The 21,621-nt window shown below is 63.1% G+C and carries 23 protein-coding genes; 16 read left to right on the top strand and 7 right to left on the bottom strand.

Translation table 11 applies throughout. The features are described from left to right. Positions 1-2 precede the first annotated feature (2 nt). On the bottom strand, positions 3-302 hold the full coding sequence (locus J5N58_RS03385) for a hypothetical protein (RefSeq protein ID WP_112831129.1): 300 nt from the start codon (positions 300-302) through the stop codon (positions 3-5). A gap of 85 nt (positions 303-387) precedes the next feature. On the opposite strand from J5N58_RS03385, the gene J5N58_RS03380 reads away from it, so the two are divergent. After that, positions 388-1,071 carry a helix-turn-helix transcriptional regulator gene (locus tag J5N58_RS03380; RefSeq protein WP_112831128.1) on the top strand — a complete coding sequence of 228 codons (684 nt, stop codon included), beginning with the start codon at positions 388-390 and terminating at the stop codon, positions 1,069-1,071. On the opposite strand, the gene J5N58_RS03375 is transcribed toward J5N58_RS03380, so the two are convergent. Continuing rightward, positions 1,072-2,658 carry a trimethylamine methyltransferase family protein gene (locus J5N58_RS03375; protein ID WP_112831127.1) on the bottom strand — a complete coding sequence of 529 codons (1,587 nt, stop codon included), beginning with the start codon at positions 2,656-2,658 and terminating at the stop codon, positions 1,072-1,074. Between the two features lie 216 nt (positions 2,659-2,874). Between J5N58_RS03375 and J5N58_RS03370 the strand changes: the two genes are divergently transcribed. After that, a complete protein-coding gene (locus J5N58_RS03370) occupies positions 2,875-6,927 on the top strand; it encodes a PAS-domain containing protein (RefSeq protein ID WP_244709623.1) in 4,053 nt (1,350 codons plus the stop codon). Here the strand turns inward: J5N58_RS03370 and mnmC2 are convergent. After that, positions 6,910-7,671: a tRNA (5-methylaminomethyl-2-thiouridine)(34)-methyltransferase MnmC2 gene (gene mnmC2, locus J5N58_RS03365; RefSeq protein WP_244709620.1), complete on the bottom strand. Its 762-nt coding sequence runs from the start codon at positions 7,669-7,671 to the stop codon at positions 6,910-6,912. The two genes, J5N58_RS03370 and mnmC2, sit on opposite strands and share 18 nt — an antisense overlap. Here mnmC2 and J5N58_RS03360 point away from each other — a divergent pair. The 5 genes from J5N58_RS03360 (at position 7,670) to alc (ending at position 12,243) form a co-directional block, all read left to right on the top strand. Continuing rightward, positions 7,670-8,854, top strand: coding sequence for an NAD(P)/FAD-dependent oxidoreductase (locus J5N58_RS03360; protein WP_244709618.1), 1,185 nt, complete (start codon positions 7,670-7,672; stop codon positions 8,852-8,854). The genes mnmC2 and J5N58_RS03360 overlap by 2 nt on opposite strands. Before the next feature lie 107 nt (positions 8,855-8,961). Then, positions 8,962-9,669 carry a DUF1045 domain-containing protein gene (locus J5N58_RS03355; RefSeq protein WP_112831124.1) on the top strand — a complete coding sequence of 236 codons (708 nt, stop codon included), beginning with the start codon at positions 8,962-8,964 and terminating at the stop codon, positions 9,667-9,669. Between the two features lie 124 nt (positions 9,670-9,793). Then, positions 9,794-10,714, top strand: coding sequence for an allantoinase PuuE (puuE, locus tag J5N58_RS03350; protein ID WP_112831123.1), 921 nt, complete (start codon positions 9,794-9,796; stop codon positions 10,712-10,714). A 4-nt stretch (positions 10,715-10,718) separates the two neighbouring features. Next, the gene (gene uraD, locus J5N58_RS03345; RefSeq protein WP_244709616.1) at positions 10,719-11,219 is read left to right on the top strand and encodes a 2-oxo-4-hydroxy-4-carboxy-5-ureidoimidazoline decarboxylase; all 501 of its coding nucleotides are present in this window, start codon (positions 10,719-10,721) and stop codon (positions 11,217-11,219) included. A 1-nt stretch (position 11,220) separates the two neighbouring features. Further along, positions 11,221-12,243 carry an allantoicase gene (alc, locus tag J5N58_RS03340; RefSeq protein ID WP_244709613.1) on the top strand — a complete coding sequence of 341 codons (1,023 nt, stop codon included), beginning with the start codon at positions 11,221-11,223 and terminating at the stop codon, positions 12,241-12,243. 25 nt (positions 12,244-12,268) lie between these two features. On the opposite strand, the gene J5N58_RS03335 is transcribed toward alc, so the two are convergent. After that, on the bottom strand, positions 12,269-12,451 hold the full coding sequence (locus J5N58_RS03335; RefSeq protein WP_112831120.1) for a DUF2735 domain-containing protein: 183 nt from the start codon (positions 12,449-12,451) through the stop codon (positions 12,269-12,271). Between the two features lie 402 nt (positions 12,452-12,853). On the opposite strand from J5N58_RS03335, the gene J5N58_RS03330 reads away from it, so the two are divergent. The 9 genes from J5N58_RS03330 to J5N58_RS03290 all read left to right on the top strand — a co-directional run bounded on the left by J5N58_RS03330 (position 12,854) and on the right by J5N58_RS03290 (position 18,473). After that, the gene (locus tag J5N58_RS03330; protein WP_112831119.1) at positions 12,854-13,888 is read left to right on the top strand and encodes a glutamine synthetase beta-grasp domain-containing protein; all 1,035 of its coding nucleotides are present in this window, start codon (positions 12,854-12,856) and stop codon (positions 13,886-13,888) included. 138 nt (positions 13,889-14,026) lie between these two features. Continuing rightward, the gene (locus tag J5N58_RS03325; protein WP_112831118.1) at positions 14,027-14,320 is read left to right on the top strand and encodes a nucleotidyltransferase family protein; all 294 of its coding nucleotides are present in this window, start codon (positions 14,027-14,029) and stop codon (positions 14,318-14,320) included. Positions 14,321-14,352: 32 nt separating this feature from the next. Next, the gene (locus tag J5N58_RS03320; protein ID WP_244709611.1) at positions 14,353-14,679 is read left to right on the top strand and encodes a HepT-like ribonuclease domain-containing protein; all 327 of its coding nucleotides are present in this window, start codon (positions 14,353-14,355) and stop codon (positions 14,677-14,679) included. A 3-nt stretch (positions 14,680-14,682) separates the two neighbouring features. After that, entirely contained in the window at positions 14,683-15,183 is a 501-nt protein-coding gene (locus tag J5N58_RS03315) for an ureidoglycolate lyase (protein ID WP_112831116.1), read from the top strand. Further along, on the top strand, positions 15,180-15,536 hold the full coding sequence (uraH, locus tag J5N58_RS03310; protein ID WP_112831115.1) for a hydroxyisourate hydrolase: 357 nt from the start codon (positions 15,180-15,182) through the stop codon (positions 15,534-15,536). Before J5N58_RS03315 ends, uraH begins: the two co-directional genes overlap by 4 nt. 3 nt (positions 15,537-15,539) lie before the next feature. Beyond that, positions 15,540-16,280 carry a metallophosphoesterase family protein gene (locus J5N58_RS03305; protein ID WP_112831114.1) on the top strand — a complete coding sequence of 247 codons (741 nt, stop codon included), beginning with the start codon at positions 15,540-15,542 and terminating at the stop codon, positions 16,278-16,280. Positions 16,281-16,455: 175 nt separating this feature from the next. Continuing rightward, entirely contained in the window at positions 16,456-17,016 is a 561-nt protein-coding gene (locus tag J5N58_RS03300) for a tetratricopeptide repeat protein (protein WP_112831113.1), read from the top strand. Positions 17,017-17,082: 66 nt separating this feature from the next. Continuing rightward, positions 17,083-17,685, top strand: a complete 603-nt coding sequence (locus J5N58_RS03295; protein ID WP_112831112.1) for an RNA polymerase sigma factor — start codon at positions 17,083-17,085, stop codon at positions 17,683-17,685. Further along, positions 17,682-18,473, top strand: a complete 792-nt coding sequence (locus J5N58_RS03290) for an anti-sigma factor family protein (protein WP_112831111.1) — start codon at positions 17,682-17,684, stop codon at positions 18,471-18,473. Before J5N58_RS03295 ends, J5N58_RS03290 begins: the two co-directional genes overlap by 4 nt. Before the next feature lie 102 nt (positions 18,474-18,575). Here J5N58_RS03290 and J5N58_RS03285 read toward each other — a convergent pair whose 3' ends face one another. The 3 genes from J5N58_RS03285 to puuD are packed head-to-tail and all read right to left on the bottom strand — an operon-like array spanning position 18,576 to position 21,586. Beyond that, positions 18,576-19,016, bottom strand: coding sequence for a potassium channel family protein (locus tag J5N58_RS03285; RefSeq protein ID WP_244709609.1), 441 nt, complete (start codon positions 19,014-19,016; stop codon positions 18,576-18,578). Between the two features lie 27 nt (positions 19,017-19,043). Beyond that, positions 19,044-20,354 carry a guanine deaminase gene (guaD, locus tag J5N58_RS03280; protein ID WP_112831110.1) on the bottom strand — a complete coding sequence of 437 codons (1,311 nt, stop codon included), beginning with the start codon at positions 20,352-20,354 and terminating at the stop codon, positions 19,044-19,046. Then, positions 20,351-21,586 (bottom strand): urate hydroxylase PuuD, encoded by a 1,236-nt coding sequence (puuD, locus tag J5N58_RS03275; protein WP_112831109.1) that lies wholly within the window; start codon positions 21,584-21,586, stop codon positions 20,351-20,353. Before puuD ends, guaD begins: the two co-directional genes overlap by 4 nt. Positions 21,587-21,621 lie beyond the last annotated feature (35 nt).

The raw sequence follows: 21,621 nt of genomic DNA, 5'->3' as shown, positions 1-21,621 counted from the left end.
TCTCAGACGTCGTGGCGGGTGTGAAAATGCTGCATCAGGGAGACGGAGGCAATCGCCGCCATGTAAGGCGCGAAGGCCGGGTCGGTCCGCACTTTCTCCGCCGCGGCGTCGGCTGCTTCCCGGCTCGCCCATTCCACGATGTCGGCGATCTGATCCGGTCGGTCGCTGGCAGAAAGCGCCTGCCAACTCACGAAGCCAGGGTAGTGGCGGACGGCTTCCATCGCGGCTTTTCGTGCCCTTTCCGCCTGCTCTCCATCGGTGACGGTACAGATGGCGATTTCGAAGATGGTGGTCTTGCTCATGGAATGCTCCTCGCTTGTCGATACGCTTGACCTATCACACAGCTCCTGACAGCCTTATGGCCACTGCCATCATCGAGGCTCGATCATGCGTCCCGCCGACCGCCTGTTCCGGATCATTCAGCTGATGCGCTCCACGGGGCGCGCCATGACGGCGGACGAGATTGCCGCGAAGATGGAGGTGGCGCCGCGCACGATCTATCGCGACATGCAGCACCTGATGGCCTCGGGCGCACCAATCGAGGGGGAACGGGGGGTGGGGTACATGCTGCGGGAGGCCTTCGACGCGCCGCCGCTGACCTTCACCTTCGAACAGCTCGAGGCATTGGCCTTCGGCCTGCGGGCGGCGCAGATGCTCGGCGATCCGCGGCTCGGCCAAGCCGCGCGCGAGGCACGCGAAAAGATCCTCGGTCTCCTGCCGGCGGAGCATGCCGCGCGACTGGCGAGCGCCCAGATCCACGCCTTCCGTTCCGCGGCGCAGCCCGCGCCTCCGGCCTGCCTCGGAGATATCAGGGGCGCGCTTTCTGCGCGGCGCAAGGTATGGATGTCCTACCATGCTCTGACGGGAGAGCGCAGCGAGCGGACCGTCCGGCCGCTGGCGCTCAGCGCCTTCGGCGGGCTGTGGCTGATGACGGCATGGTGCGAGAAGCGTTGCGACTTCCGCGATTTCCGCCTTGACCGGGTTGAGGCGTGGAAGGTGCTGGCCGAGCGGTTCGAACTCGAACCGCACCAGACATACGACGTCTATCTGGAGCGCCTGCAGGCCGGCTGATCAGAAGTCGGTTGCCACGCCGCCTTCCGCCTTGCGCTTCGCCACGAAGGCGTCCAGCTCCTCCTCGATTGCCGGATCGAGCGGCGGACGCTCGTAGCGGGCGAGCGCTTCCTTGTAGATGCGGTTGGCGTGGTCGTAGGTGGTCGGCCGGCCGGCCTCCGTCCAGGTCTCGTAGTTGCGCCAGTCGGAAAGCAGCGGCGAATAGAAGGCGCTCTCGTAGCGGGCAAGCGTATGGGCCGTGCCGAAGAAGTGCCCGCCGGGGCCGACGTCGCGCACGGCGTCGAGCGCCAGCGCGTCGGGGCTGACATCGAGCGGCGTCAGAAATTCGGCGACCATCTGCAGCATGTCGACGTCGAGGATGAATTTTTCGAAGGAAGCGGTGAGGCCGCCCTCCGTCCAGCCGGCGGCATGCATGATGAAATTGCCGCCGCCCTGCGTCAGCGCCCAGAGCGACAATGCCGATTCGTAGGCCGCCTGCGCGTCGAGTGTGTTGGAGGCATTGGTGTTCGAGGTGCGGTAGGGAACGCCGTAGCGGCGGGCGAGCTGGCCACCGGCGATCACCGCTTTCATGTATTCCGGCGTGCCGAAGGCCGGTGCCCCGGTCTTCATGTCGACATTCGAAGTGAAGCCGCCATACATCACCGGCGCGCCCTTACGCACCATCTGGGTGAAGGCGATGCCGCACAGCGCTTCGGCGTTCTGCTGAACGAGCGCCCCGGCAATCGTCACCGGCGCCATGGCGCCGGCGAGCGTGAACGGTGTCATGACGACCACCTGGTTGCGCGACGACATCTCGATGATGCCCTGCAGCATGGGGCCGTCGAGTCTCAGCGGCGACGACGAATTGATGATGGTGAAGAGCGACGGTTCCCGCTCCATCTGTTCCGCTGTGATGCCACGGGCGATGCGGGCGATCTCCAGCCCGTCGAGATTGCGCTGGCGGCCGAGCGAATAGGCGTGAAACGGCTTGTCGGTGAGCTTTGCCAGATCCGACAGGCAGTCGAGGTGGCGGATCGAGGCGTGGATGTCGACCGGTTCGACCGGATAGCCGCCGGTGGTGTGGATGATGTCGTAATACTGCGCGAGCTTGACGAGCTTGCGGTAGTCTTCCTGGTTACCGGCGCGACGGCCGCCTTCGCGATCGGCGACGAAGGGGGCGGATGCGATCTGGGCGAAGACGAGATTGTTGCCGCCGATTGCGACATTGCGGGCGGGGTTGCGGGCATGAAGCGTGAATTGCGCCGGCGCCGATGCGATCATCTCCATGATGAGGCCGCGATCGAAGCGGACGCGCTCGGTTCCCTCGCTCACCGAGGCTCCGGCCCGGCGCATGATCTCGCGGGCCTCCGGCAGAATGATGTCCATGCCGATTTCCTCGAGAACGGTCAGCGAGGCCTCGTGGATATCGTCGAGCGTCTGGGGGGCGAGAAGCTCCGTCTTCGCAAGCCGGTTGACGAGATTGCGATATTTCGGCGCTGTCGCGGGCCGTTGACGTTCCGCGCCGCGCCCGCCGCTGCGACGGCGGCGTTCGCCCTGTCCGGAGAGGCTTTCAGTCTGGGGCAAGGCAGGCGGTGTAATGTCGCTCATGGTTCATCCACTTTGTCATCCTCGACATGGATACTATCCGGCTTCCTGCCGGAGATGACATAGCCAATTGCGACGAATGGCCGGCTTAACTGGAACAATGGCCATGTCGTATCGGGGCAGGAGGAACATGGACGGGCGATTGGGGTTTTGGTGGTCAGCGTCACGCAGGCTATGGCGCTTACCAAGCGTTTACCATTCGGGGGGCATGGTCATTTCGTGAGTGAATTCTTGAATACGGGTGGCGATTTGCTGAGACTAGCCTGCGAGAAGATCGCCGAGCTCGACGTGCCGGCCTTCGTCAAGGACAGCGAGTTGCGCTATGTCTCGGTCAACGAGGCCTATGCCCGGTTCATGCGCGTCAGCCCGCAGGCGATTGCCGGCAAGACCGACCAGGAAGCTTTCGGACGTTCCGAATATCTCGATAGAAACGACCGCGAGAGACGCGCCCTGGTCTTCGGCGAGGAAGAACGCGCGCTGGTTGACAGCCCCGGCGGTTCCGAGCGGGTCGCCTTGAAGGTCGAGCGATTTCTCGACGATGACGACAGCATCTTCCTGTTCGGCATGGCCGAGGAGCTGCCGAAACGGATCGTGCGCGAGCAGGGGCCGAAGGAGACGGTGCCGCCGACGACCGACAGGGCGGAGCTTTTCCGCATGGTTCTCGAGGATTTGCCGACGGCGACCTTCGTTCGCGACAGCGACCATCGCATGGTTTTCGCCAATGACGCCTATGCGGCGATCGTGAACATCGACCGGGCCGATCTCGTCGGCAAGGACGAATGGGAAACCTTCGGCAACAGGGGCGGCAGCTATCATACCGAAAACAGCGAGGTGCTGCAGGGCGGCAAGGTGCTGCAGACGGAGCAGGTTTTTCGCTTCGTCGACGGCTTCGAGCTGCCGGCGATCACCCGCAAGAACAGGATCACCGCCAGCAACGGCAAGCACTACCTCGTCGGCTCGATCACCGACACGACCGCGACGAAGCGGCGCGAGCGGGAACTCATCGAGGCGCGGGCCGAAGCCGAGGAACTCCACAGCCATCTCGAGAGCCTGCTGAAGTCGCTGCCCGTCGGGGTGATGATCCTCGACGATGCGCTCACGATCGAATACGTCAACGACGCTTTCTGCGACATGCTGGACGCCGAGGATGGCTATCAGCCGGTGGGGCATTCGTATCGGGCGTTTCTGGAGTATAATTTCAGCCGGGGACGGTATGGAGATACCGCGCTGGTGGATGTCGAGGCGATCTACCAGGCGCGGCTTTCCCAGTTCGGCGAGGATGGAAACAGCGTCGTCTCGCAGGCGGAAACCCCCAACGGACGCATCCTTGCGATCAGGAGCCGGCGGCTTGCCAACGGCAAGATCCTGGTGACCTATTCCGACGTCACGGAACTGCACCAGCGCGAACAGGAGAGTATTCTCTATCGCACGGCGATCGAGCACCTGCCCGTTCCCGTCTTCATCCGTGACAGCGACAGGCGGCTCATCTTCGCCAATGCCGCCTACGAGATGATGCAGGGCAGGCCGCGGGACGAATTCTACGGCATGCGCGAGGACGAGATGTTTCCGCATTCCGGAAAGCAGCTTCGTGCTGAAAACGAAGAGGTGCTTGCGACAGGCACGAGCTTCGAGCGACCGCAGGATATCATGTTGCCGGGAGAGCGGCCGGCATCGGTCATCACGCGGCTCAACCGCATCGTGACGCCCGACGATCATCGCTACCTCGTCGGCTCGATCACCGACGTCACCCTGCTCAAGGTCCGTGAGCGGGAACTCATCGAGGCCCAGCGACGCGCCGAAGAGCTTTACGACGACCTGCTCAGTGTCTTCCGCATCATGCCGGTCGGCGTCGCGATCCTCAATCGCGACATGATCGTCGAATTCGTCAATGAAAAATGCTCGACGATCTGGTGCTGGCCGAAGGACGTCCCGCTCGAGGGCATGTCCTTCCGGTATTATTGCGAGATCAACCGCGAGCGCGGCTGGAGCTGGCCGGACGTGGAGTTCGAGGAAGGCTACCGGCAGCGGGTCGAGCTGTTCCGCAACCTGCAGGGATCGGTGGTTCGCGACCTCGTCTACGACGACGGCAAATACGTGCTGAGCACGGTCACCCGGCTCAATGACGACCGGATACTGCTGACCTATTCCGACCTGACGGAGATACGCCAGCGCGAGCTCGAAATCGGCGAAGCGCGGGACCAGCTTGAACGGCTCGGCCAGTTCATGAAGGATGCCACCCGGGTGATGTCCCAGGGGCTCGTTGTCATCGAAGACGGGGTCATCATCGAGAGCAATGACGCGCTCGTCCGGATTCTGGGCGTGCCGCCTGTCTTCATCGAGAAGGGGCAGAGCTGGCACGCGTGTTTCGCCTATTGCGCCAAGCGCGGCGATTTCGGGCCGGACGCGATGTCGGTTCTCCGGGAATGGCAGGAGAAGGTGCGTTCTGCCAGCGGCTTTTCCACCACCTTCCTGGCCGACGGCAAGACCTGGGTGCAGATGGAAGCGACCGTCAGCGGCCACGGCCACTGGATGATCGTGCTGACGGATGTCACGGAAATCAAGAGGGGCGAGGAGGAACTGAAGGTTCTTCTGGCGCGCAGCGAGGCGGCCGACAAGGCGAAATCCGAATTCCTCGCCAATATGAGCCACGAAATCCGCACGCCGATGAACGGGGTTCTCGGCATGGCGGAACTTCTTGCCAAATCCGCGCTCGACACGCGACAGAAAACCTTCGTCGACATTATCGTCAAATCGGGCAATGCGCTTCTCACGATCATCAACGACATCCTCGATTTCTCGCGGATCGACGCCGGTCAGTTGCAGCTGCGCAAGACCTCCTTCGATCCCGTCGAGGCGATCGAGGATGTGGCGACGCTTCTGTCTGCTTCCGCTGCCGAAAAGGACATCGAGCTTATCGTGCGCGGCGATGCGACGGTCGGCCATCAGGTTATCGGCGATGCCGGCCGCTTCCGGCAGATCGTCACCAATCTTGTCGGCAATGCGATCAAGTTCACCGAAAAGGGGCATGTGCTGATCGCGCTCTCGAGTGAGCCTCTGGCCGAGGGGCGCACTTTGCTCTCGGTGCGGATCGAGGACACCGGCATCGGCATTCCCGCGGAAAAGCAGGCATCCATCTTCGAAAAATTCTCGCAGGTCGACACCTCGTCGACCCGCCGGCATGAGGGAACCGGTCTCGGACTTGCGATCACGGCCGGCCTCGTTGCGCTTTTCGGCGGGCATATCGAAGTGGAGAGCGAACTCGGCCACGGTTCGGCGTTCACCGTCAACCTGCCGCTTGCCGTTGCAAGCGAGCGCCGCAAGCATGCGGGCATGCCGGTCAACGTCAAGAACGCCCGCGTGCTCGTGATCGACGACAATGCGGTCAACCGGCAGATCCTGACCGAGCAGATGGCGATGTGGGGTTTCGACAGTCTTGCCGTCGAGAGCGGTTCGGCTGCGCTTGCGATCCTGGAGGAAGCGGCCCAGGTCGGCATCGTCATCGATGCTCTGGTCATCGACTATCAGATGCCGGTAATGAACGGGGTTGAGGTCGCCCGCCTCATCCGCGCCGACCGCCGTTTCGACGCCAGCGCGATCATCTTCCTGACTTCGATGGACATGATCGGCGACGAGCGCATCTTCCGTGAACTCAACGTTCAGGCGCATCTGATGAAGCCGGCGCGCGCCAATCTCCTGCGCAACGCGATCATCGACGTGGTTCGCGCCGCGCGGCTCAAAACTCATGCCGGACGCTTCATGGCGCCACCGCCTTCAACGGGTTCCCTGGCCTTGCAGGAACAGGGTTCCCCGCAAGCCCAGGTCTCTTCGCCGACGCGCAGCGCGGAACGGCCGGTTTCGGCGAGCGCCTGCGATGTGCTGATTGCGGAGGACAACGAGGTCAATCAGATTGTCTTCCGCCAGATCATGCAGACGACGGAGCTGTCCTATCGGATCGTCGATAATGGCCGGGACGCCATCGACGCATGGCGGAGCCTTTCTCCCCGCCTGATCCTCATGGATGTCTCCATGCCGGTCCTGAACGGCCATCAGGCGACGCGCGCCATCCGCGAGGAGGAGCGTGCGCTTGGCGACGGTCGCCATGTGACGATCATCGGGGTCACTGCCCATGCACTCGATCTCGATCAGGACCTCTGCCTTGCGGCGGGCATGGACGATTACCTGTCCAAGCCGATCAGCCCGGAGCAGATGCAGCAGAAGATCGGCCAGTGGCTGGGGTCACAGCCGCGCGGCGAGCTAGAGGCCGGGGAATGAGCCGGGCTGGTCGACCGGCCTGATACCGCAGAGCATTTCCCGCTTGCCGGCGAAGCCTTTCCTTCTTTCCACGGCGAAGCCGGCTCCTGCCAGATTGCGGCGGACGAAACCGGCTGCCGCATAGGTCGCGAAGCTGCCGCCAGGTGCGGTGTGATCGAAAACCGCCTGCATCAGTTCCGGGGACCACATGGCCGGATTGCGGGACGGCGCGAAGCCATCGAGGAACCAGGCGTCGAAGACGAGCGTGCTGTCCATGAGGCTGCGCAAAGCGTCGCCGCAGAAGACGGTCAGGCGGGTCTGTTCGTCCAGCGGAAGGTCCACCACGCCTTCGGGCGTCTGCGGCCAGAGGGACGCAAGTCTTTTGCGTTCCGCGTCGATTTCCGGCCAGCGGGAGAGCGCGCGGTCCAGTTCCTCGGCCTTCATCGGGTAGAGTTCGAAGGAGACGAAATGCAGGGCCGATTCGGCGGTCCGGGTCTCCTTCCATTGCCGCCATGTCTCGCAGGCGTTGAGGCCGGTGCCGAAGCCGAGTTCGCCGATGCGGAAGGTTCCGGGTCCAGCCCAGCGGGTGGGCAGGCCGTTGCCGCTCAGGAAGACGTGGCCGCATTCCAGCCGGCCGTCGGTCTGGCAATAAAAGTGATCGCCAAAGGCGGTCGAATAGGGCATATCGCCGTCGTTCCAGGTGAGGCTCTGCCCCTGGCCTGCGTCCGGCCCTTCGGTCGACGATATCGTGTGGGAAACTGTCATGACGAAAGCGGATAGCGCCGCGCGGCAATCAGGTCAATTATCCGCCGACCTGTTGATCGTGGGTGGCGGCATCATGGGGCTCTGGGCCGCGCTCCATGCGGAACGGCAGGGTATCGATACCATTCTCCTCGATGAGGGAGCGCTCGGTCGCGGTGCAAGCGGCGGGCTGCTGGGCGCGCTGATGCCCCACATGCCCGATCGCTGGTCGGAGAAGAAGCAGTTGCAGTTCGATGCGCTCCTTGGCCTGGAAGAGGAGGTGAGGCGTCTCGAGGCCGAAACCGGTCTGTCTGCCGGCTATCGCCGCAGCGGCCGGCTGATCCCGCTGCCGAAGCCGCATCTGAGGGTAATCGCCGAGCGCCACGGCCGGGATGCGGAGGCGCACTGGCGTGTCGGGGCCCGCTCCTTCTCCTGGTTGCCGCTCGATGCCTCGCCGGCCGGCAGCGACTGGCCGGCGGCGGAGTTCATGGCGGCGGGCATCGTTCACGACACCTTCGCCGCGCGGGTCTCCCCGCGTGGCATGACCGGGCTGCTCGCCTGCCGGCTGAAGACTGCGGCGAATGTTCGCATCGTCGAGAATTCCGGTGCCGCCCGGCTCGATGCGGGGAGCGGTTCGGCGCAACTTGCAGATGGCCAGACAGTCGCCTTCGGGCATTGCATCATCGCCGCCGGGTACAGGTCCTTCCCCATGCTGCAGGCGCTTGGAGCGCCGCTTGCGCAACCGCTCGGCCAGCCGGTCAAGGGACAGGCGGCCTTGCTCAAGGGGGATATCGATCCGACGCTGCCGCTGCTTTATCTCGACGGCCTCTACATCGTGCCGCATGAGGGCGGCCTTGCGGCGATCGGCAGCACCAGCGAGGACCGGTTCGACGATCCCGCCGCGACGGACGACCAGCTCGAAGGGCTGATCGGACGGGCGCGGGCGCTTGCACCTGCTCTTCGCGATGCCGAGGTGATCGAGCGGTGGGCCGGTCTGCGGCCCAAGGCGATCGATCGCGACCCGATGGTCGGCCCGCATCCCGATTGCCCGCGCATTCATGCGCTGACCGGCGGCTTCAAGGTCAGCTTCGGCCTTGCGCACCGGCTGGCGGAGGCGGCGGTCGCCGGCGTCGCGGGCGGGCCGGCGGGCTTGCCTCCGTCGTTTGCGCTTGCCCATCACATTGCCGTTGCTGCTCGCAATGCGTGAGCTTCTCCCCCGGCTCCCGTCGTGATCCTGTCATGCAAATCACCTACCTCCTTGCGTGTAACGTCAATTGCTAAAATTGGCACCAGGCAAGAGGGTGAGGTATTCGCATGCGCTATGCCATATATTTCACGCCCCCTTCGGGCGACCCGCTGACGCTTGCAGCCGCAGGCTGGCTCGGGCGCAATGTCTATTCGGGCGAGGCCGTCGAACACCCCGCCTTGCGTGGCCTCGGGATGCACGAGATCGCCTTTCATACGGCGCTGCCGCGGCGCTACGGCTTCCATGCCACGCTGAAGGCCCCTTTCCATCTGCATGGCGACTTCTCCGAGCCCGCCCTGCTGCGCGAACTGATGCGCTTTGCCGGCACTCTGGAACCCTTCGACATGCCTCGGTTTGAAATCGCCCGGCTCGGCGATTTCTTCGGGCTGGTGCTGGAGCGGCCATGCCCGGCGCTCGATTATCTGGCGGCCGCGGTTGTCCAGGAGCTCGACGTCTTCCGGGCGCCGCTTACCGAGGCGGAGATCGAGCGGCGCAATCCGGAAGCATTGTCCGCTCCCCAGTTCGCCAATCTCTATCGCTGGGGCCACCCCTACGTGATGGATGAATTCCGGTTCCACATGACGCTTACCGGGCCGCTTGCGCCCTATGAATTCGCGCGGGTCGAGGATGCGCTGCGCACGCATTTCGAGCCGGTTCTCGGCGAGCCGGTGGAGTTTTCCAATCTCGCCTTGTTCATCGAGAAGGAGCCGGGCGCGCCGTTCCAGGTCCACTCCCTGCACCCGATGGGACGCATCTCGGCCCGCAAGATCGCCTGACCCCTCTGGCTTCTCAGGCAGGGGCGAGTGTCGCCAAAAAGGCAACGCCCCGCTCTCGCGTTTCCATCTCGACATCCGAGGTGCGGCTGCTTACCGTTCGCTCACGAACAAGCAGGGTGATTTGATGCAGACTGATACCTATCCGCGCGACCTCGTCGGCTACGGCCGCAACGCTCCCGATCCCAAATGGCCTGACGATGCCCGTATCGCCGTGCAGTTCGTCGTCAATTACGAGGAGGGCGGCGAAAGCTGCATTCTCGACGGCGATCCGGCATCCGAATGCCTGCTCTCCGAGATCGTCGGGGCGCAGCCCTGGCCCGGCCAGCGCAATCTCAACATGGAATCGATCTACGAATACGGTTCGCGCGCCGGTTTCTGGCGGCTGTGGCGCATGTTCACCGAGCGCGACGTGCCGGTGACCGTCTACGGCGTGACGCTTGCCATGGCCCGCAATCCGGAAGCTGTCGCCGCGATGAAGGAAGCCGGCTGGGAGATCGCCAGCCATGGCTATCGCTGGCTGGAATACAAGGATTTTCCCGAGGAAGTGGAGCGCAAGCACATCCTCGAGGCGGTGCGGCTGCACAAGGAACTCACCGGCTCGCATCCGCTCGGCATGTATCAGGGCAAACCCTCCGGCAATACGCTCAGGCTCGTCATGGAGGAGGGCGGTTTCCTTTATTCGTCAGACTCCTATGCTGACGATCTGCCCTATTGGGTGAAGGGGATCGACGGCAAACCGTTCCTCATCATCCCCTATACGCTCGAAACCAACGACATGCGGTTTGCGACGCCGCAGGGCTTCAATTCGGGCGACCAGTTCTTCACTTACCTGAAAGACGCCTTCGACGTGCTCTACGAGGAAGGCAGGGCCGGCAGCGCCAAGATGATGTCCGTCGGTCTGCATTGCCGCCTCGTCGGGCGTCCGGGCCGCGCTGCGGCGCTCGCCCGCTTCATCGATTACGTCCGCTCGCATGAGAAGGTATGGATCCCGAAGCGCATCGAGATCGCCGAGCACTGGCACAAGCATCACAAGCCGGCGTGGTGAGAGCATGGTGACGCGAGAGGATTTCATTTCCCGCTTCGGCGGCGTGTTCGAGCATTCGCCGTTCATCGCCGAGCGTGCCTATGATGCGGGCGTGATCGGGGAGCCGCTGACGGCGGCCGGCGTGCATGCGACGCTCAGCGCGCAATTTCGCGCGGCCTCGCCGGAAGAGCGGCTCGGCGTGCTGCGGGCGCATCCGGATCTTGCCGGTCGGCTGGCGATTGCCGGTGAACTGACCGAGGACAGCCGGAAGGAACAGGCCGGCGCGGGCCTCGACCGGCTCTCGCCGCAGGAACATGCGCGCTTCACCGAACTCAATTCGGCCTATACCGCCAAATTCGGTTTTCCCTTCATTATCGCGGTGACGGGACTGACCAGGGACGATATCCTCGCGGCCTTCGAGACGCGCATCGACAACGATCGCGAAACGGAGTTCGCCACCGCCTGCGCCCAGGTGGAGAAGATCGCCCATATCCGCCTTGCACACCTCTTGCCGGAGAATATCTGAAATGCCCGAAATTTCTGTCGTCGCGCTGCCCGATTTCGCAGCCGGTGCCGTCAATCTCGCCTCGGCCCGTCTCGGCGCCAAGGGTCTTTATGCCACGGACGAGTTCTTCGCGCCGCTGGACCGCATGCTGAACGACGAACCCGCGTGGTTCGATCCCGATCTCTATGACGACAACGGCAAGTATATGGACGGCTGGGAAAGCCGCCGCAAGCGCGTGCCAGGTCATGACTGGTCGGTCATTCGTCTGGCCATGCCGGGCCGGATCTTCGGTTTCGACGTCGATACCCGTTATTTCACCGGCAACTATCCGCCCTTCTGCTCGATCGAGGCTGCTTTCGTCGAGAGCGGCGATCCGACCGAAGAGACCGTCTGGACGGAGCTTTTGGCGAAATCGGCCCTCGGTCCTTCGGCGCAGCACTTCTTCGAGAATTCCGACCGCGAGAAGGTGTGGACCCATCTCAGGCTGCATATCTATCCCGATGGCGGCATTGCGCGCCTGAGGGTCTACGGAGCCGCCTTCTTCGACTGGTCGAAGGTCGGGGCGAACGAGGAAATCGACCTTGCCTATATCTTCCATGGTGCGAAGGCGCTGGCCTGGTCGGACGCCCATTACGGCCATCCGGACAAGATCCTGTCGCCGGGGCGCGGGGTCAATATGGGAGACGGCTGGGAAACCAAGCGCCGGCGCGGACCGGGACACGACTGGGCGATCATCCGGCTCGGCCATGCGGGCGTGATTGATAGCGTGCTCATCGACACGCATTTCTTCAAGGGGAACTACCCGGATACCTGCGAACTGCTGGGGGCCTATCTGCCGGATGCCGGCGATACGTTCAGCCCGGAGGAAATCGCGGCTTCGGAAACCTGGAAGCCGATCCTGCCGCGCCAGAAGATGCAGATGGACGCGGAGCATCTGTTTGCCGGCGATGCCATCGCCGATATCGGTCCCGTAACCCATGTGCGCCTTGCCATGCATCCCGATGGCGGCGTCATGCGTCTACGCCTCAAGGGCCGCAAGGCCTGAGCGACAGGGCAACAGGGCGCGCATGCTACTGCTTGCGCGCCTCTTCCGCCTCGCGGATCGCTTCCTCGTGATACCAGCTGCCTGCGCCGCTTTCGTATATCACGGGGCGTGAGCGTTCTTCGCGCTCGCGCATTTCCATCCGCATCTGAATGTTTCTCACCGGGAACTGCAGGATCTTTGCCGATTCCCGAACCATGTTCGTCGTCATGCTGCTGCCTTTCGTTGTTCATCGGTTTTCGAGCCCGATGATCGTCCCTAACAGATTTTAAGATCGAATGCACACGAAAAGTGCAAAATGCATAAATTATAGGCATTTTTGGGCCAAAAACATGCGTGAATGCGAAATCATCACGTCCGGTCACGCGGCCCATGGCACAGGAAAACACGGTATGGCTGTGCCAGGTTCCCACACAATAAGCTGAAACTGTTAAGGATTCTCGCTGTTCGCCGCCTTCTTGCCCATGCTGCGGTGCGTCATTGTGTCGGCGGGATGACGGTTTTCGTCAGTTGGCACGCTTCCTGCTTCTATCTCCGGGACTCGCCGGACAACCGGAGAATCACCCCTCTGTTGCGCTCCGTGGGCGGGCGCTTGACTGAAGAGAGACCAAGAATGACCAAGTATAAGCTCGAGTATATCTGGCTCGATGGCTACAAGCCGGTGCCGAACCTGCGTGGCAAGACGCAGATCAAGGAATTCGACAACTTTCCTTCGCTGGAAGAGCTGCCGTATTGGGGCTTCGACGGTTCGTCGACCGAGCAGGCCGAAGGCCGCAGCTCCGACTGCGTTCTGAAGCCAGTCGCCGTCTATCCCGACCCGGCCCGCAAGAACGGCGCTCTCGTGATGTGCGAAGTCATGATGCCCGATGGCGTCACGCCCCATCCGTCGAACAGCCGCGCCACCATTCTCGACGACGAAGACGCATGGTTCGGCTTCGAGCAGGAATATTTCTTCTACAAGGACGGCCGTCCGCTCGGCTTCCCGGAACACGGCTACCCGGCTCCGCAGGGTCCGTACTACACCGGCGTCGGCTTCAAGAACGTCGGTTCGGTTGCCCGCCAGATCGTCGAAGAGCACCTCGACCAGTGCCTCGAAGCCGGCATCAACCATGAAGGCATCAACGCCGAAGTGGCCAAGGGCCAGTGGGAATTCCAGATTTTCGGCAAGGGCTCCAAGAAGGCCGCCGACCAGATCTGGATCGCTCGCTACCTGCTGCTGCGCATCTGCGAAAAGTACGGCATCGACATCGAATGGCATTGCAAGCCGCTCGGCGACACCGATTGGAACGGTTCGGGCATGCACTGCAACTTCTCGACCAAGTACATGCGCGAAGTGGGCGGCAAGGACTATTTCGAACGCCTGATGGCACAGTTCGAAAAGAACCTGATGGACCACATCAACGTTTATGGCCCGGACAACCACATGCGTCTGACCGGCAAGCACGAAACGGCACCGTGGAACAAGTTCTCCTACGGCGTTGCCGACCGCGGCGCCTCGATCCGCGTTCCGCACTCCTTCGTCAAGAACGACTACAAGGGCTATCTGGAAGATCGTCGTCCGAACTCCCAGGGCGACCCCTATGCGATCGCTTCGCAGGTTCTGAAGACGATCTCGGAAGTTCCGCTTGCTGCTTCCGCAGCAGCCTGATCTTCCACGATCGACTGGTCATTGAGGCAGCGCCGGTGAAAGCCGGCGCTGTTTTCGTTTGAGGAAGCATTACGTCGCTGCGACCGGCTTTCTCGGGGCGGGCGCTTCGCCTATATTGCCCCAAACGGAGGTTCGGCCATGCGGCCATCGGAAGTGCTGGAGAAGAACAGGCAGGCGATCCGCGAGGCGACGAGGCGCTTCAACGCGGCGAACCCGCGCGTCTTCGGTTCCGTGGCGCGCGGCGAGGATCGCCCGGACAGCGACATCGACATTCTGGTCGATCCGCTGCCGGGAACGACGCTCTTCGATCTCGGTGGGCTTTTGGAGGAACTGGAGCAGATGATGAAGCCGACGCCGATCCATCTGGTGTTGCCAGGCGATTTTCCGGAAGAGGTGCGCAAACGGGTGCTCTCCGAGGCCCGACCGGTATGAAGCAGGAACGTCTCATTGGAAATCTTCGAGAGATGGAACAGGTCGCCGTCGAGACCGCCGAGTTCATGTCGGGCCTGTCTCGCGAGGTCTTCATGAACAATGTGGTGCTGCAGCGGGCACTCGGAATGAACTTGCTGATGATCGGCGAGGTCGCGAACCGTCTTACCGAGGACCACGCGGATTTTGTCGCCGATCATCCAGAAATCCCCTGGACGAAAATACGTGGGATGCGAAATCGCATCGCTCATAATTACTTCCGCATCGATCTGGATACGGTTTGGAACACTTCTGCTCTCGCCATTCCAGAACTTCTGGCGCAACTTCGCGCGATACGCAGTACTCACCCGCAAGGGGAATAGATCTTGTCCGACCTGCTTTCCGTCCAGCCTCTCACCCCCGAGGCATTCGCTCCCTTCGGGGACGTGATTTCCGCCAAGCCCGAAACCATGCGCCTTATTAACGGCGGGACCACGGAGCGGTTTCATGCGCTGTTTTCGCCAGAGGTTTCGGGCGATGGCGCGCGGGTGATCGTCAACATCTTCCGCGGCCAGCCGCGCGCCTTTCCCTATGAAATCGGCATGATGGAGCGGCATCCGCTCGGCAGCCAGAGCTTTTCGCCGCTCTCCGGCCGGCCGTTTCTCGTGGCGGTTTCGCCGGACGATGGCGGCAGGCCCGGTCGCCCGCAGGTCTTTCTGGCGCAGCCGGATCAGGGGGTGAACTATCGCCGCAACGTATGGCACCACCCGTTGATGGCGATCGGGGAAATCTCGGATTTTCTGGTTGTCGATCGCGACGGGCCGGGCAACAATCTCGAAGAATTCTTCTTCGACATGCCCTTCCTGATTCTGGAGCCCCATCCATGACCGGCCTTACCACCCACGTCCTCGATACAGCGCTCGGCAAGCCCGCCGAAGGCTTGAAGATTCAGCTGATGCGGATGGCGGGCCAGGAGGCGGAGCTTGTCACCACCGTCGTTACCAATTCCGACGGCCGCGTGGATGGCGGGCCTATTCTTTCCGGCGAGAAGTTCCGGATCGGCCAGTACGAGCTCCTGTTTCATGCCGGCGATTACCTGAAGGCGCAGGGCGCCCCCCTCACCATGCCGCCTTTCCTCGACATCATTCCGATCCGCTTCGGGATCAGCGATACCGCGGCCCATTACCACGTGCCTTTGCTGCTCTCGCCCTACGGCTATTCGACATACCGGGGTAGCTGAACCATGATCTTTGCGGCGATTGCCGATATCCATGGCAATCATCTGGCGCTGGAGGCCGTGCTGGAGGATATCCGGCGGCAGGGCATCTCGGATATCGTCAATCTCGGCGACAGTTTTTCCGGGCCGCTGAAGGCGGGCGAGACGGCGGACCTGCTGTTGCCGCTTAATGCGCTGACCGTCCGCGGCAATCACGACCGGGCGCTGGTCGACCGGCCTTATGACGAGATGGGCGATTGGGAGCAGCCGGCCTTTCGGCAGCTCAGCGCCGCGCATTTAGACTGGATACGCTCGATGCCGTTCAGCGCCGTCTATCGCGAGGAAGCCTATCTTTGCCATGCGACGCCTCGGGACGACAACACCTACTGGATGGAGACGCTGTCGCCCGGCGGCATCTTCCATCTGAAGCCACTCGAGGAGATCGAGGCGCTGGCGAGCGGCATCGAGCAGCCGCTCATCCTTTGCGGCCATAGCCATATCGCCCGCGCGGTACAGCTTTCCGACGGCCGGCTGATCGTCAATCCGGGCAGCGTCGGCTGCCCCGGTTTCGACTACGACCAGCCCTTCTACCACAAGGCCCAGCAGGGCACGCCCTTCGCTGCCTATGCGGTTCTCGAAAAGACCGGCCGCGGCTGGCAGCCCGCCTTCCGGCAGGTGCGCTACGACAATGCCGCCGCTGCCGACCTCGCCGCCGCCCATGGCATGGCCGATTGGGTGAGCGCGCTTTCCGGCGGTTGGATCGCCTGAAGAAAATTTCATTTCCCGCCGAATAGAAGCGCGCTGCCGGGTGTTCTCCTCCTGCAAGCCCGCATGACCAGGCGAGCCGGAAGCGGTGGAGGCTGGGGCATGCGGAATGTCAAACGTCGCAGCGCTCCCGTGCGTCCCGGAGGACGCGCCGCTGTAAACCGCAGAGGAACACGCCATGACCCACATACCAAGGCTTCGTCTTGCCGCCTTTTCCGTCGCCTGCCTCGTTCCCTTCGCCTTTGCCACGGTTCCGGCGCTCGCCGCAGGCGCTTACGGCGGCGGCTCGGACACGGGCTCCGGCTCCACGCCCGTCTGCAAGAAGGGCAGCGTCTACGACCGGAAGACGCAGAAGTGCGTCAAGCAGAGCGGCGCCAATCTGAGCGACGACGATCTTGCCGATTATGCCTACGCGCTGGCCAAGGCCGAACGCTATCAGGAGGCGCTTGAGGTCCTGGACACGGTGAAGGATCAGAATTCGCCGGAAGTACTGAACTATCGCGGCTATGCGACCCGCAAGCTCGGACGTCTGGATGAGGGCATCGGCTACTACCTGAAGTCCGTCGCCGCCGACCCGCAATACACGCAGGTGCGTGAGTATCTCGGCGAGGCCTATGTCCTGAAGGGCGAGATCGGGCTGGCGAAGGCGCAGTTGCAGGCAATCGCCGGACTTTGCGGCACCTCCTGCGAGGAGTACCGGGATCTCGATTCGGCAATCAATGCCGCTCCGAAGATCTGAAGGCCGGGCAGGTGACGGCCGGACCTTTTCCATGGGGCACGGCTGTCGTCTGCGGGTATCTTGCCAATGTCCAGCCTATCCTGTGATTATCCGTTGAACAGCGTCGCCCGACCGTCACAACAGCAGCGGGGGCCGTTGCCCGCGTCATCGTCGGGAGGGGAGGCTGCCATCGCAAGCGAGGCGGATGTGCGAAACGGTCTGTCGGCCAATCTGAGCCGGTTGTGGCGATATGCCTTCGTGCTGTCGCGCCGGCGGGATATGGCCGACGATCTGGTGCAGCAGACCTGCGTTCGGGCGCTGGAGCGGGCGGTGCAGTTTTCCTCGGGCTCCCGGATCGACCAATGGCTGCTTTCCATCCTGCATTCCATCTGGCTGAACGAGGTCAGGGCACAGCGGGTGCGCGAGGGGGCCGGGCTTGCCGAGGCGGCCGATGTCCTCTCCTTCGACGGCCGGGCCGAGGCGGACCGCAAGGTGATGGCCAATCAGGTGATGCGGCTGGTCGATGCCCTGCCGGAGGCACAGCGCACGGCGGTGTTTCTTGCCTATGTGGAAGGACTTTCCTATCGCGAGGTCGCGGCGATCCTCGGCGTTCCCATCGGGACGATCATGAGCCGGCTTGCAGCCGCCCGGGCAAAGCTGGCGGAAGCCAGAGGGGAGGATGTGCGATGACGCAGGACGATACCATGCCCTCGGACGAGCTTCTGACGGCCTTCATCGACGGTGAACTGGACGGCGAGGAGCGCGACCGCATCGAAACCCTTCTGGAGCATGACGAGCGCGTGGCCGCGCGGCTGGAATTCCTGACACGCGCCAACTTCGATTATCGTCACGCCTTCGCCCCGCTGCTCGGCGAGGCGCCGGTCAGGCGATTGCAGGCGATGCTCGACGATGCCGCCGCGACGAAACCGTCTAAGGCTCCCAGCAGCGGCATCAGCCGTCGCGGCCTTTTCGGCGCCATGGCCGCATCGGTGGCAGCGGGCATTCTTGCCGGCAGGACCGGCCTCGACTGGTTCGGGACGGATGAGGAGGGCGGCGGCGAATGGCGGGGCCTGGTCGCGCAGTATATGTCGCTTTACGATGCGCAGACGCTTGCCGGTGTGCTGCCGACGCCGGCGGAACAGGCGGCGGAGCTTGCAGACGTCAACCGGCGTCTCGACATGCGGATGACGCCCGCCCAGCTCGATTTCGGCGATCTCGATTACAAGCGCGCCCAGGTGCTCGCCTATGAGGGCAGGCCGCTCGCCCAGATCCTCTATCTCGATCCGGAGAGCGGGCCGCTCGCCTTCTGCATCGTCCGTTCCGAAGGAAAGGCCGCGCCGGTGCGAACAGAGCAGCGCAACGGCATGACCGTCGTTCACTGGTCCGACGGAGGCCATGGCCTGATGCTGATCGGCCATGCACCGGAGACACGCATGCTGGATCTCGCCGATGCCCTGATCGACAAGATTTCGGCCTGAGCGATGCGGATCGACCGCTTACCGCGCATGCCGGTCAGAGCGGGTTTTCCGCGATGAGGCCGCGGTCGATCTCGCCGATCCGTCGTTAGCCGCATCGCGCCATCAGAAATGCTCTCCGGATCGGAAGGGGCCAACCCTGATGCCTGCCGCGACGAGATAGGCGGTCGACCAACCGATCAGCAGAAAACCATTCACGCCCTCCAGCCCTGCCAGCATGCGCCATTCGGGGTGGGGAATGACGTCGCCGTAGCCGATGGTCGAAAAGGTGACGGTCGAAAAGTAGAGCGCTGTCGGGAAATCGCCGAGAAAACCAATCAGCCGGTAGCATAGCGCCCAGAGCCAGACCTCGGCCGTCAGCACGCAGAAGACGCCGAGAACCACCGTGTTCATGGCCAGGATGCGGCTGCGATGGGCGTGCAGGCGGATATGGGCCGTCACCCAGCTCATGGCGTGGGTCACGGCTATCAAGCCGAAAGTGTGGATGACGACGGTCAATGAAATGACCACCGTTCCGATTGCCAGATTGAGCAGGAGTTGCAGCACGTTTCGACCTGTATTCAGGCGTGGCGGCTAGCTTGCGCCCTTTACGGCATGACCCGCCACGTAGGTTTCGACCACGGAGCGGTCGTCGCCCAATGTCTGCAGCAGAAAGAGTTCTTCCGCAAGGGTTTTCACGGTCTCCATGCGCAGCGCCATGGCCGGGGTCGCTGCGGAGTCGAGAACGACGAAATCGGCGTCCGTTCCGGCGTCCAGCGTGCCGATCCGGTCTGCAAGCGACAGTGCCTCGGCATTGCCCAGCGTCATCAGATAGAAGCTTTCCAGCGGATTGAGGCGCTCGCCCTGTAATTGCTGGATCTTGTAGGCCTCGTCCATGGTCTTCAGCATGGAGTAGCTGGAGCCGCCGCCGATGTCGGTCGCGACCGCAATCCGGACCGGTTTTTCGCGGCGCTGGTAGCGCTTCATCGGGAAGAGGCCGGAACCGAGAAAGAGGTTCGAGGTCGGGCAATGGACGGCAATCGAACCGGCGTCCGAGATCGCGTCGGCCTCGCGATCGGAGAGGTGGATGGCGTGGCCAAGCAGGGTCTTGCGTCCCAACAGGCCGTAGCGGGCGTAGATGTCCGTATAGTCGGCCGCCTCCGGATAGAGCGAGCAGGTGTAATCGATCTCGTCGCGGTTTTCCGAAAGATGCGTCTGGATGTGCAGGTCTGGAAACTCCGCGGCCAACGCCTGGGTGGCGGCCATCTGCTCCGGGGTGGAGGTGATGGCGAAGCGCGGGGTGATGGCGACGTGGTTGCGGCCCTTGCCGTGCCAGTCGGCGATCACCTGCCGCGTCTCGTCATAGGCCATCTCGGGCGTATCCAGCAGGCCCTGCGGCGCATTGCGGTCCATCATCACCTTGCCGGCGACCATCAGGCTGCCGCGGCGAAGGTTTTCGGCGAAGAAGGCATCGGCCGAGGCCTTGTGCACGGAGCAATAGGCAACCGCGGTCGTCGTGCCGTTGCGGAAGAACTCATCGAAGAAATGCCGGGCGATGCGCTCGGCATGGGCGGTTTCGACGAAGCGACATTCCTCTGGGAAGGTATAGGTGTTCAGCCATTCCAGCAGGTTGGCGGCATAGGAGCCGATCACCTGCATCTGCGGAAAATGCACATGGGTATCGATCAGGCCCGGCAGGATGAGGTGCGGCCGGTGGTCGATCTCGATGGTATCGGGTGCGGCCCCGGCCTTTACGGCGGTATAATCGCCCATGGCGGCGATCCGGCCGTTTTCGATAAGCAGCGCGCCGTCGCTTTCGTAGCGGTAGCTTCCCTCGTCGCCGACACTTTCGGGCGCGCGGCGGAAGGAGAGAAGGCGCCCGCGATAAAGGGTGGTGGCTGTCATTGGCTGCTGTTCCCGGAGACCGCGCTTTCATACCAGGCGACAAGAAGCGCGCGCTCTTCCGCACTGACCTCGGTGATGTTGCCGGGCGGCATGGCGTGGGCGCGGCCGGCCTGCAGGTAAATTTCCCGGGCGTGGGCGGCGATCTCCGCGTCGCTTTCGAGTTTCACGGATTTCGGTGCCCGCGCCACGCCGTCCCAGACGGGTTCTGCCGCATGGCACATGGAACAGCGGCTGGCGACGACGTCCTTCACCGCGGGGAAATGGGCGTTGGCGGCAAAGCGCTGGTAGACGGGAGCGACCGACACTTCACCTTCCAAAACGGGCTTCTGCACGGTCGAAAGCCACATGATGACGATGAACAGGACGGTGGTGACCATCCAGGTCCAGAGAGGGCGGCCCTTGCGGGCATGGGTGGTGTTGAACCAGTGGCGGATGGTGACGCCCATCAGGAAGACCAGAGCGGCGATGATCCAGTTATAGGCGGTGGCGAAGGCCAGGGGATAGTGGTTCGACAGCATGAAGAAGATGACGGGAAGCGTCAGGTAGTTGTTGTGCAGCGAGCGCTGCTTGGCCTGCGCCCCGAGCTTCGGGTCCGGCGTGCGGCCGGCGATGAGGTCGGCCACCACGATCTTCTGATTCGGGATGATGATGAAGAAGACGTTGGCCGACATGATCGTCGCCGTGAAGGCGCCGAGATGCAGGAAGGCGGCGCGGCCGGTGAATATCTGGGTGTAGCCCCAGGCCATGACGACCAGCACGACATAGAGAAAGGCCATCAGGCCCCAGGTATTCCTGCCGAGCGGCGATTTGCAGAGGAGATCGTAGAGCACCCAGCCGATGCCGAGGGAGGCGAGCGAAAGGCCGATCGCCTGCCACTGGTCGATGTCGAGCACATGGCGATCGATCAGGAAGAGATCGGCGCCCCCGTAATAGACCACGCAGAGCAGGGCAAAACCGGAGAGCCAGGTGGTATAGGCCTCCCATTTGAACCAGGTCAGGTGTTCGGGCATCGAGGCCGGGGCAACCAGATATTTCTGCACGTGGTAGAAACCGCCGCCATGGACCTGCCATTCCTCGCCATAGACGCCCGCCGGCAGGTGGTCGCGCTTCACGAGCCCGAGATCGAGTGCGATGAAATAGAAGGACGAGCCGATCCAGGCGACGGCGGTCACGACATGCAGCCAGCGAACGGCAAAGGCCAGCCATTCCCAGGCGATGGCAAATTCATACATCGGAAATCCCTTTCTTCCCCAACCGGATACCTTGT

Origin of the sequence: Paenirhizobium cremeum (genome assembly GCF_022884085.1) — a bacterium.
Classification (GTDB): Bacteria; Pseudomonadota; Alphaproteobacteria; order Rhizobiales; family Rhizobiaceae; genus Allorhizobium; species Allorhizobium cremeum.
The sequence above is the reverse complement of the archived record's forward strand: the minus strand, read 5'-3'. Positions and strand labels throughout refer to the sequence as shown.

Coding starts and splice junctions, on each gene's coding strand:
- J5N58_RS03385 (WP_112831129.1), bottom strand. CDS start 302: ATGAGCAAGACCACCATCTTCGAAATCGCCATCTGTACCGTCACCGAT.
- J5N58_RS03380 (WP_112831128.1), top strand. CDS start 388: ATGCGTCCCGCCGACCGCCTGTTCCGGATCATTCAGCTGATGCGCTCC.
- J5N58_RS03375 (WP_112831127.1), bottom strand. CDS start 2,658: ATGAGCGACATTACACCGCCTGCCTTGCCCCAGACTGAAAGCCTCTCC.
- J5N58_RS03360 (WP_244709618.1), top strand. CDS start 7,670: ATGACGAAAGCGGATAGCGCCGCGCGGCAATCAGGTCAATTATCCGCC.
- mnmC2 (WP_244709620.1), bottom strand. CDS start 7,671: ATGACAGTTTCCCACACGATATCGTCGACCGAAGGGCCGGACGCAGGC.
- J5N58_RS03355 (WP_112831124.1), top strand. CDS start 8,962: ATGCGCTATGCCATATATTTCACGCCCCCTTCGGGCGACCCGCTGACG.
- puuE (WP_112831123.1), top strand. CDS start 9,794: ATGCAGACTGATACCTATCCGCGCGACCTCGTCGGCTACGGCCGCAAC.
- uraD (WP_244709616.1), top strand. CDS start 10,719: ATGGTGACGCGAGAGGATTTCATTTCCCGCTTCGGCGGCGTGTTCGAG.
- alc (WP_244709613.1), top strand. CDS start 11,221: ATGCCCGAAATTTCTGTCGTCGCGCTGCCCGATTTCGCAGCCGGTGCC.
- J5N58_RS03335 (WP_112831120.1), bottom strand. CDS start 12,451: ATGACGACGAACATGGTTCGGGAATCGGCAAAGATCCTGCAGTTCCCG.
- J5N58_RS03330 (WP_112831119.1), top strand. CDS start 12,854: ATGACCAAGTATAAGCTCGAGTATATCTGGCTCGATGGCTACAAGCCG.
- J5N58_RS03325 (WP_112831118.1), top strand. CDS start 14,027: ATGCGGCCATCGGAAGTGCTGGAGAAGAACAGGCAGGCGATCCGCGAG.
- J5N58_RS03320 (WP_244709611.1), top strand. CDS start 14,353: ATGGAACAGGTCGCCGTCGAGACCGCCGAGTTCATGTCGGGCCTGTCT.
- uraH (WP_112831115.1), top strand. CDS start 15,180: ATGACCGGCCTTACCACCCACGTCCTCGATACAGCGCTCGGCAAGCCC.
- J5N58_RS03305 (WP_112831114.1), top strand. CDS start 15,540: ATGATCTTTGCGGCGATTGCCGATATCCATGGCAATCATCTGGCGCTG.
- J5N58_RS03300 (WP_112831113.1), top strand. CDS start 16,456: ATGACCCACATACCAAGGCTTCGTCTTGCCGCCTTTTCCGTCGCCTGC.
- J5N58_RS03295 (WP_112831112.1), top strand. CDS start 17,083: ATGTCCAGCCTATCCTGTGATTATCCGTTGAACAGCGTCGCCCGACCG.
- J5N58_RS03290 (WP_112831111.1), top strand. CDS start 17,682: ATGACGCAGGACGATACCATGCCCTCGGACGAGCTTCTGACGGCCTTC.
- guaD (WP_112831110.1), bottom strand. CDS start 20,354: ATGACAGCCACCACCCTTTATCGCGGGCGCCTTCTCTCCTTCCGCCGC.
- puuD (WP_112831109.1), bottom strand. CDS start 21,586: ATGTATGAATTTGCCATCGCCTGGGAATGGCTGGCCTTTGCCGTTCGC.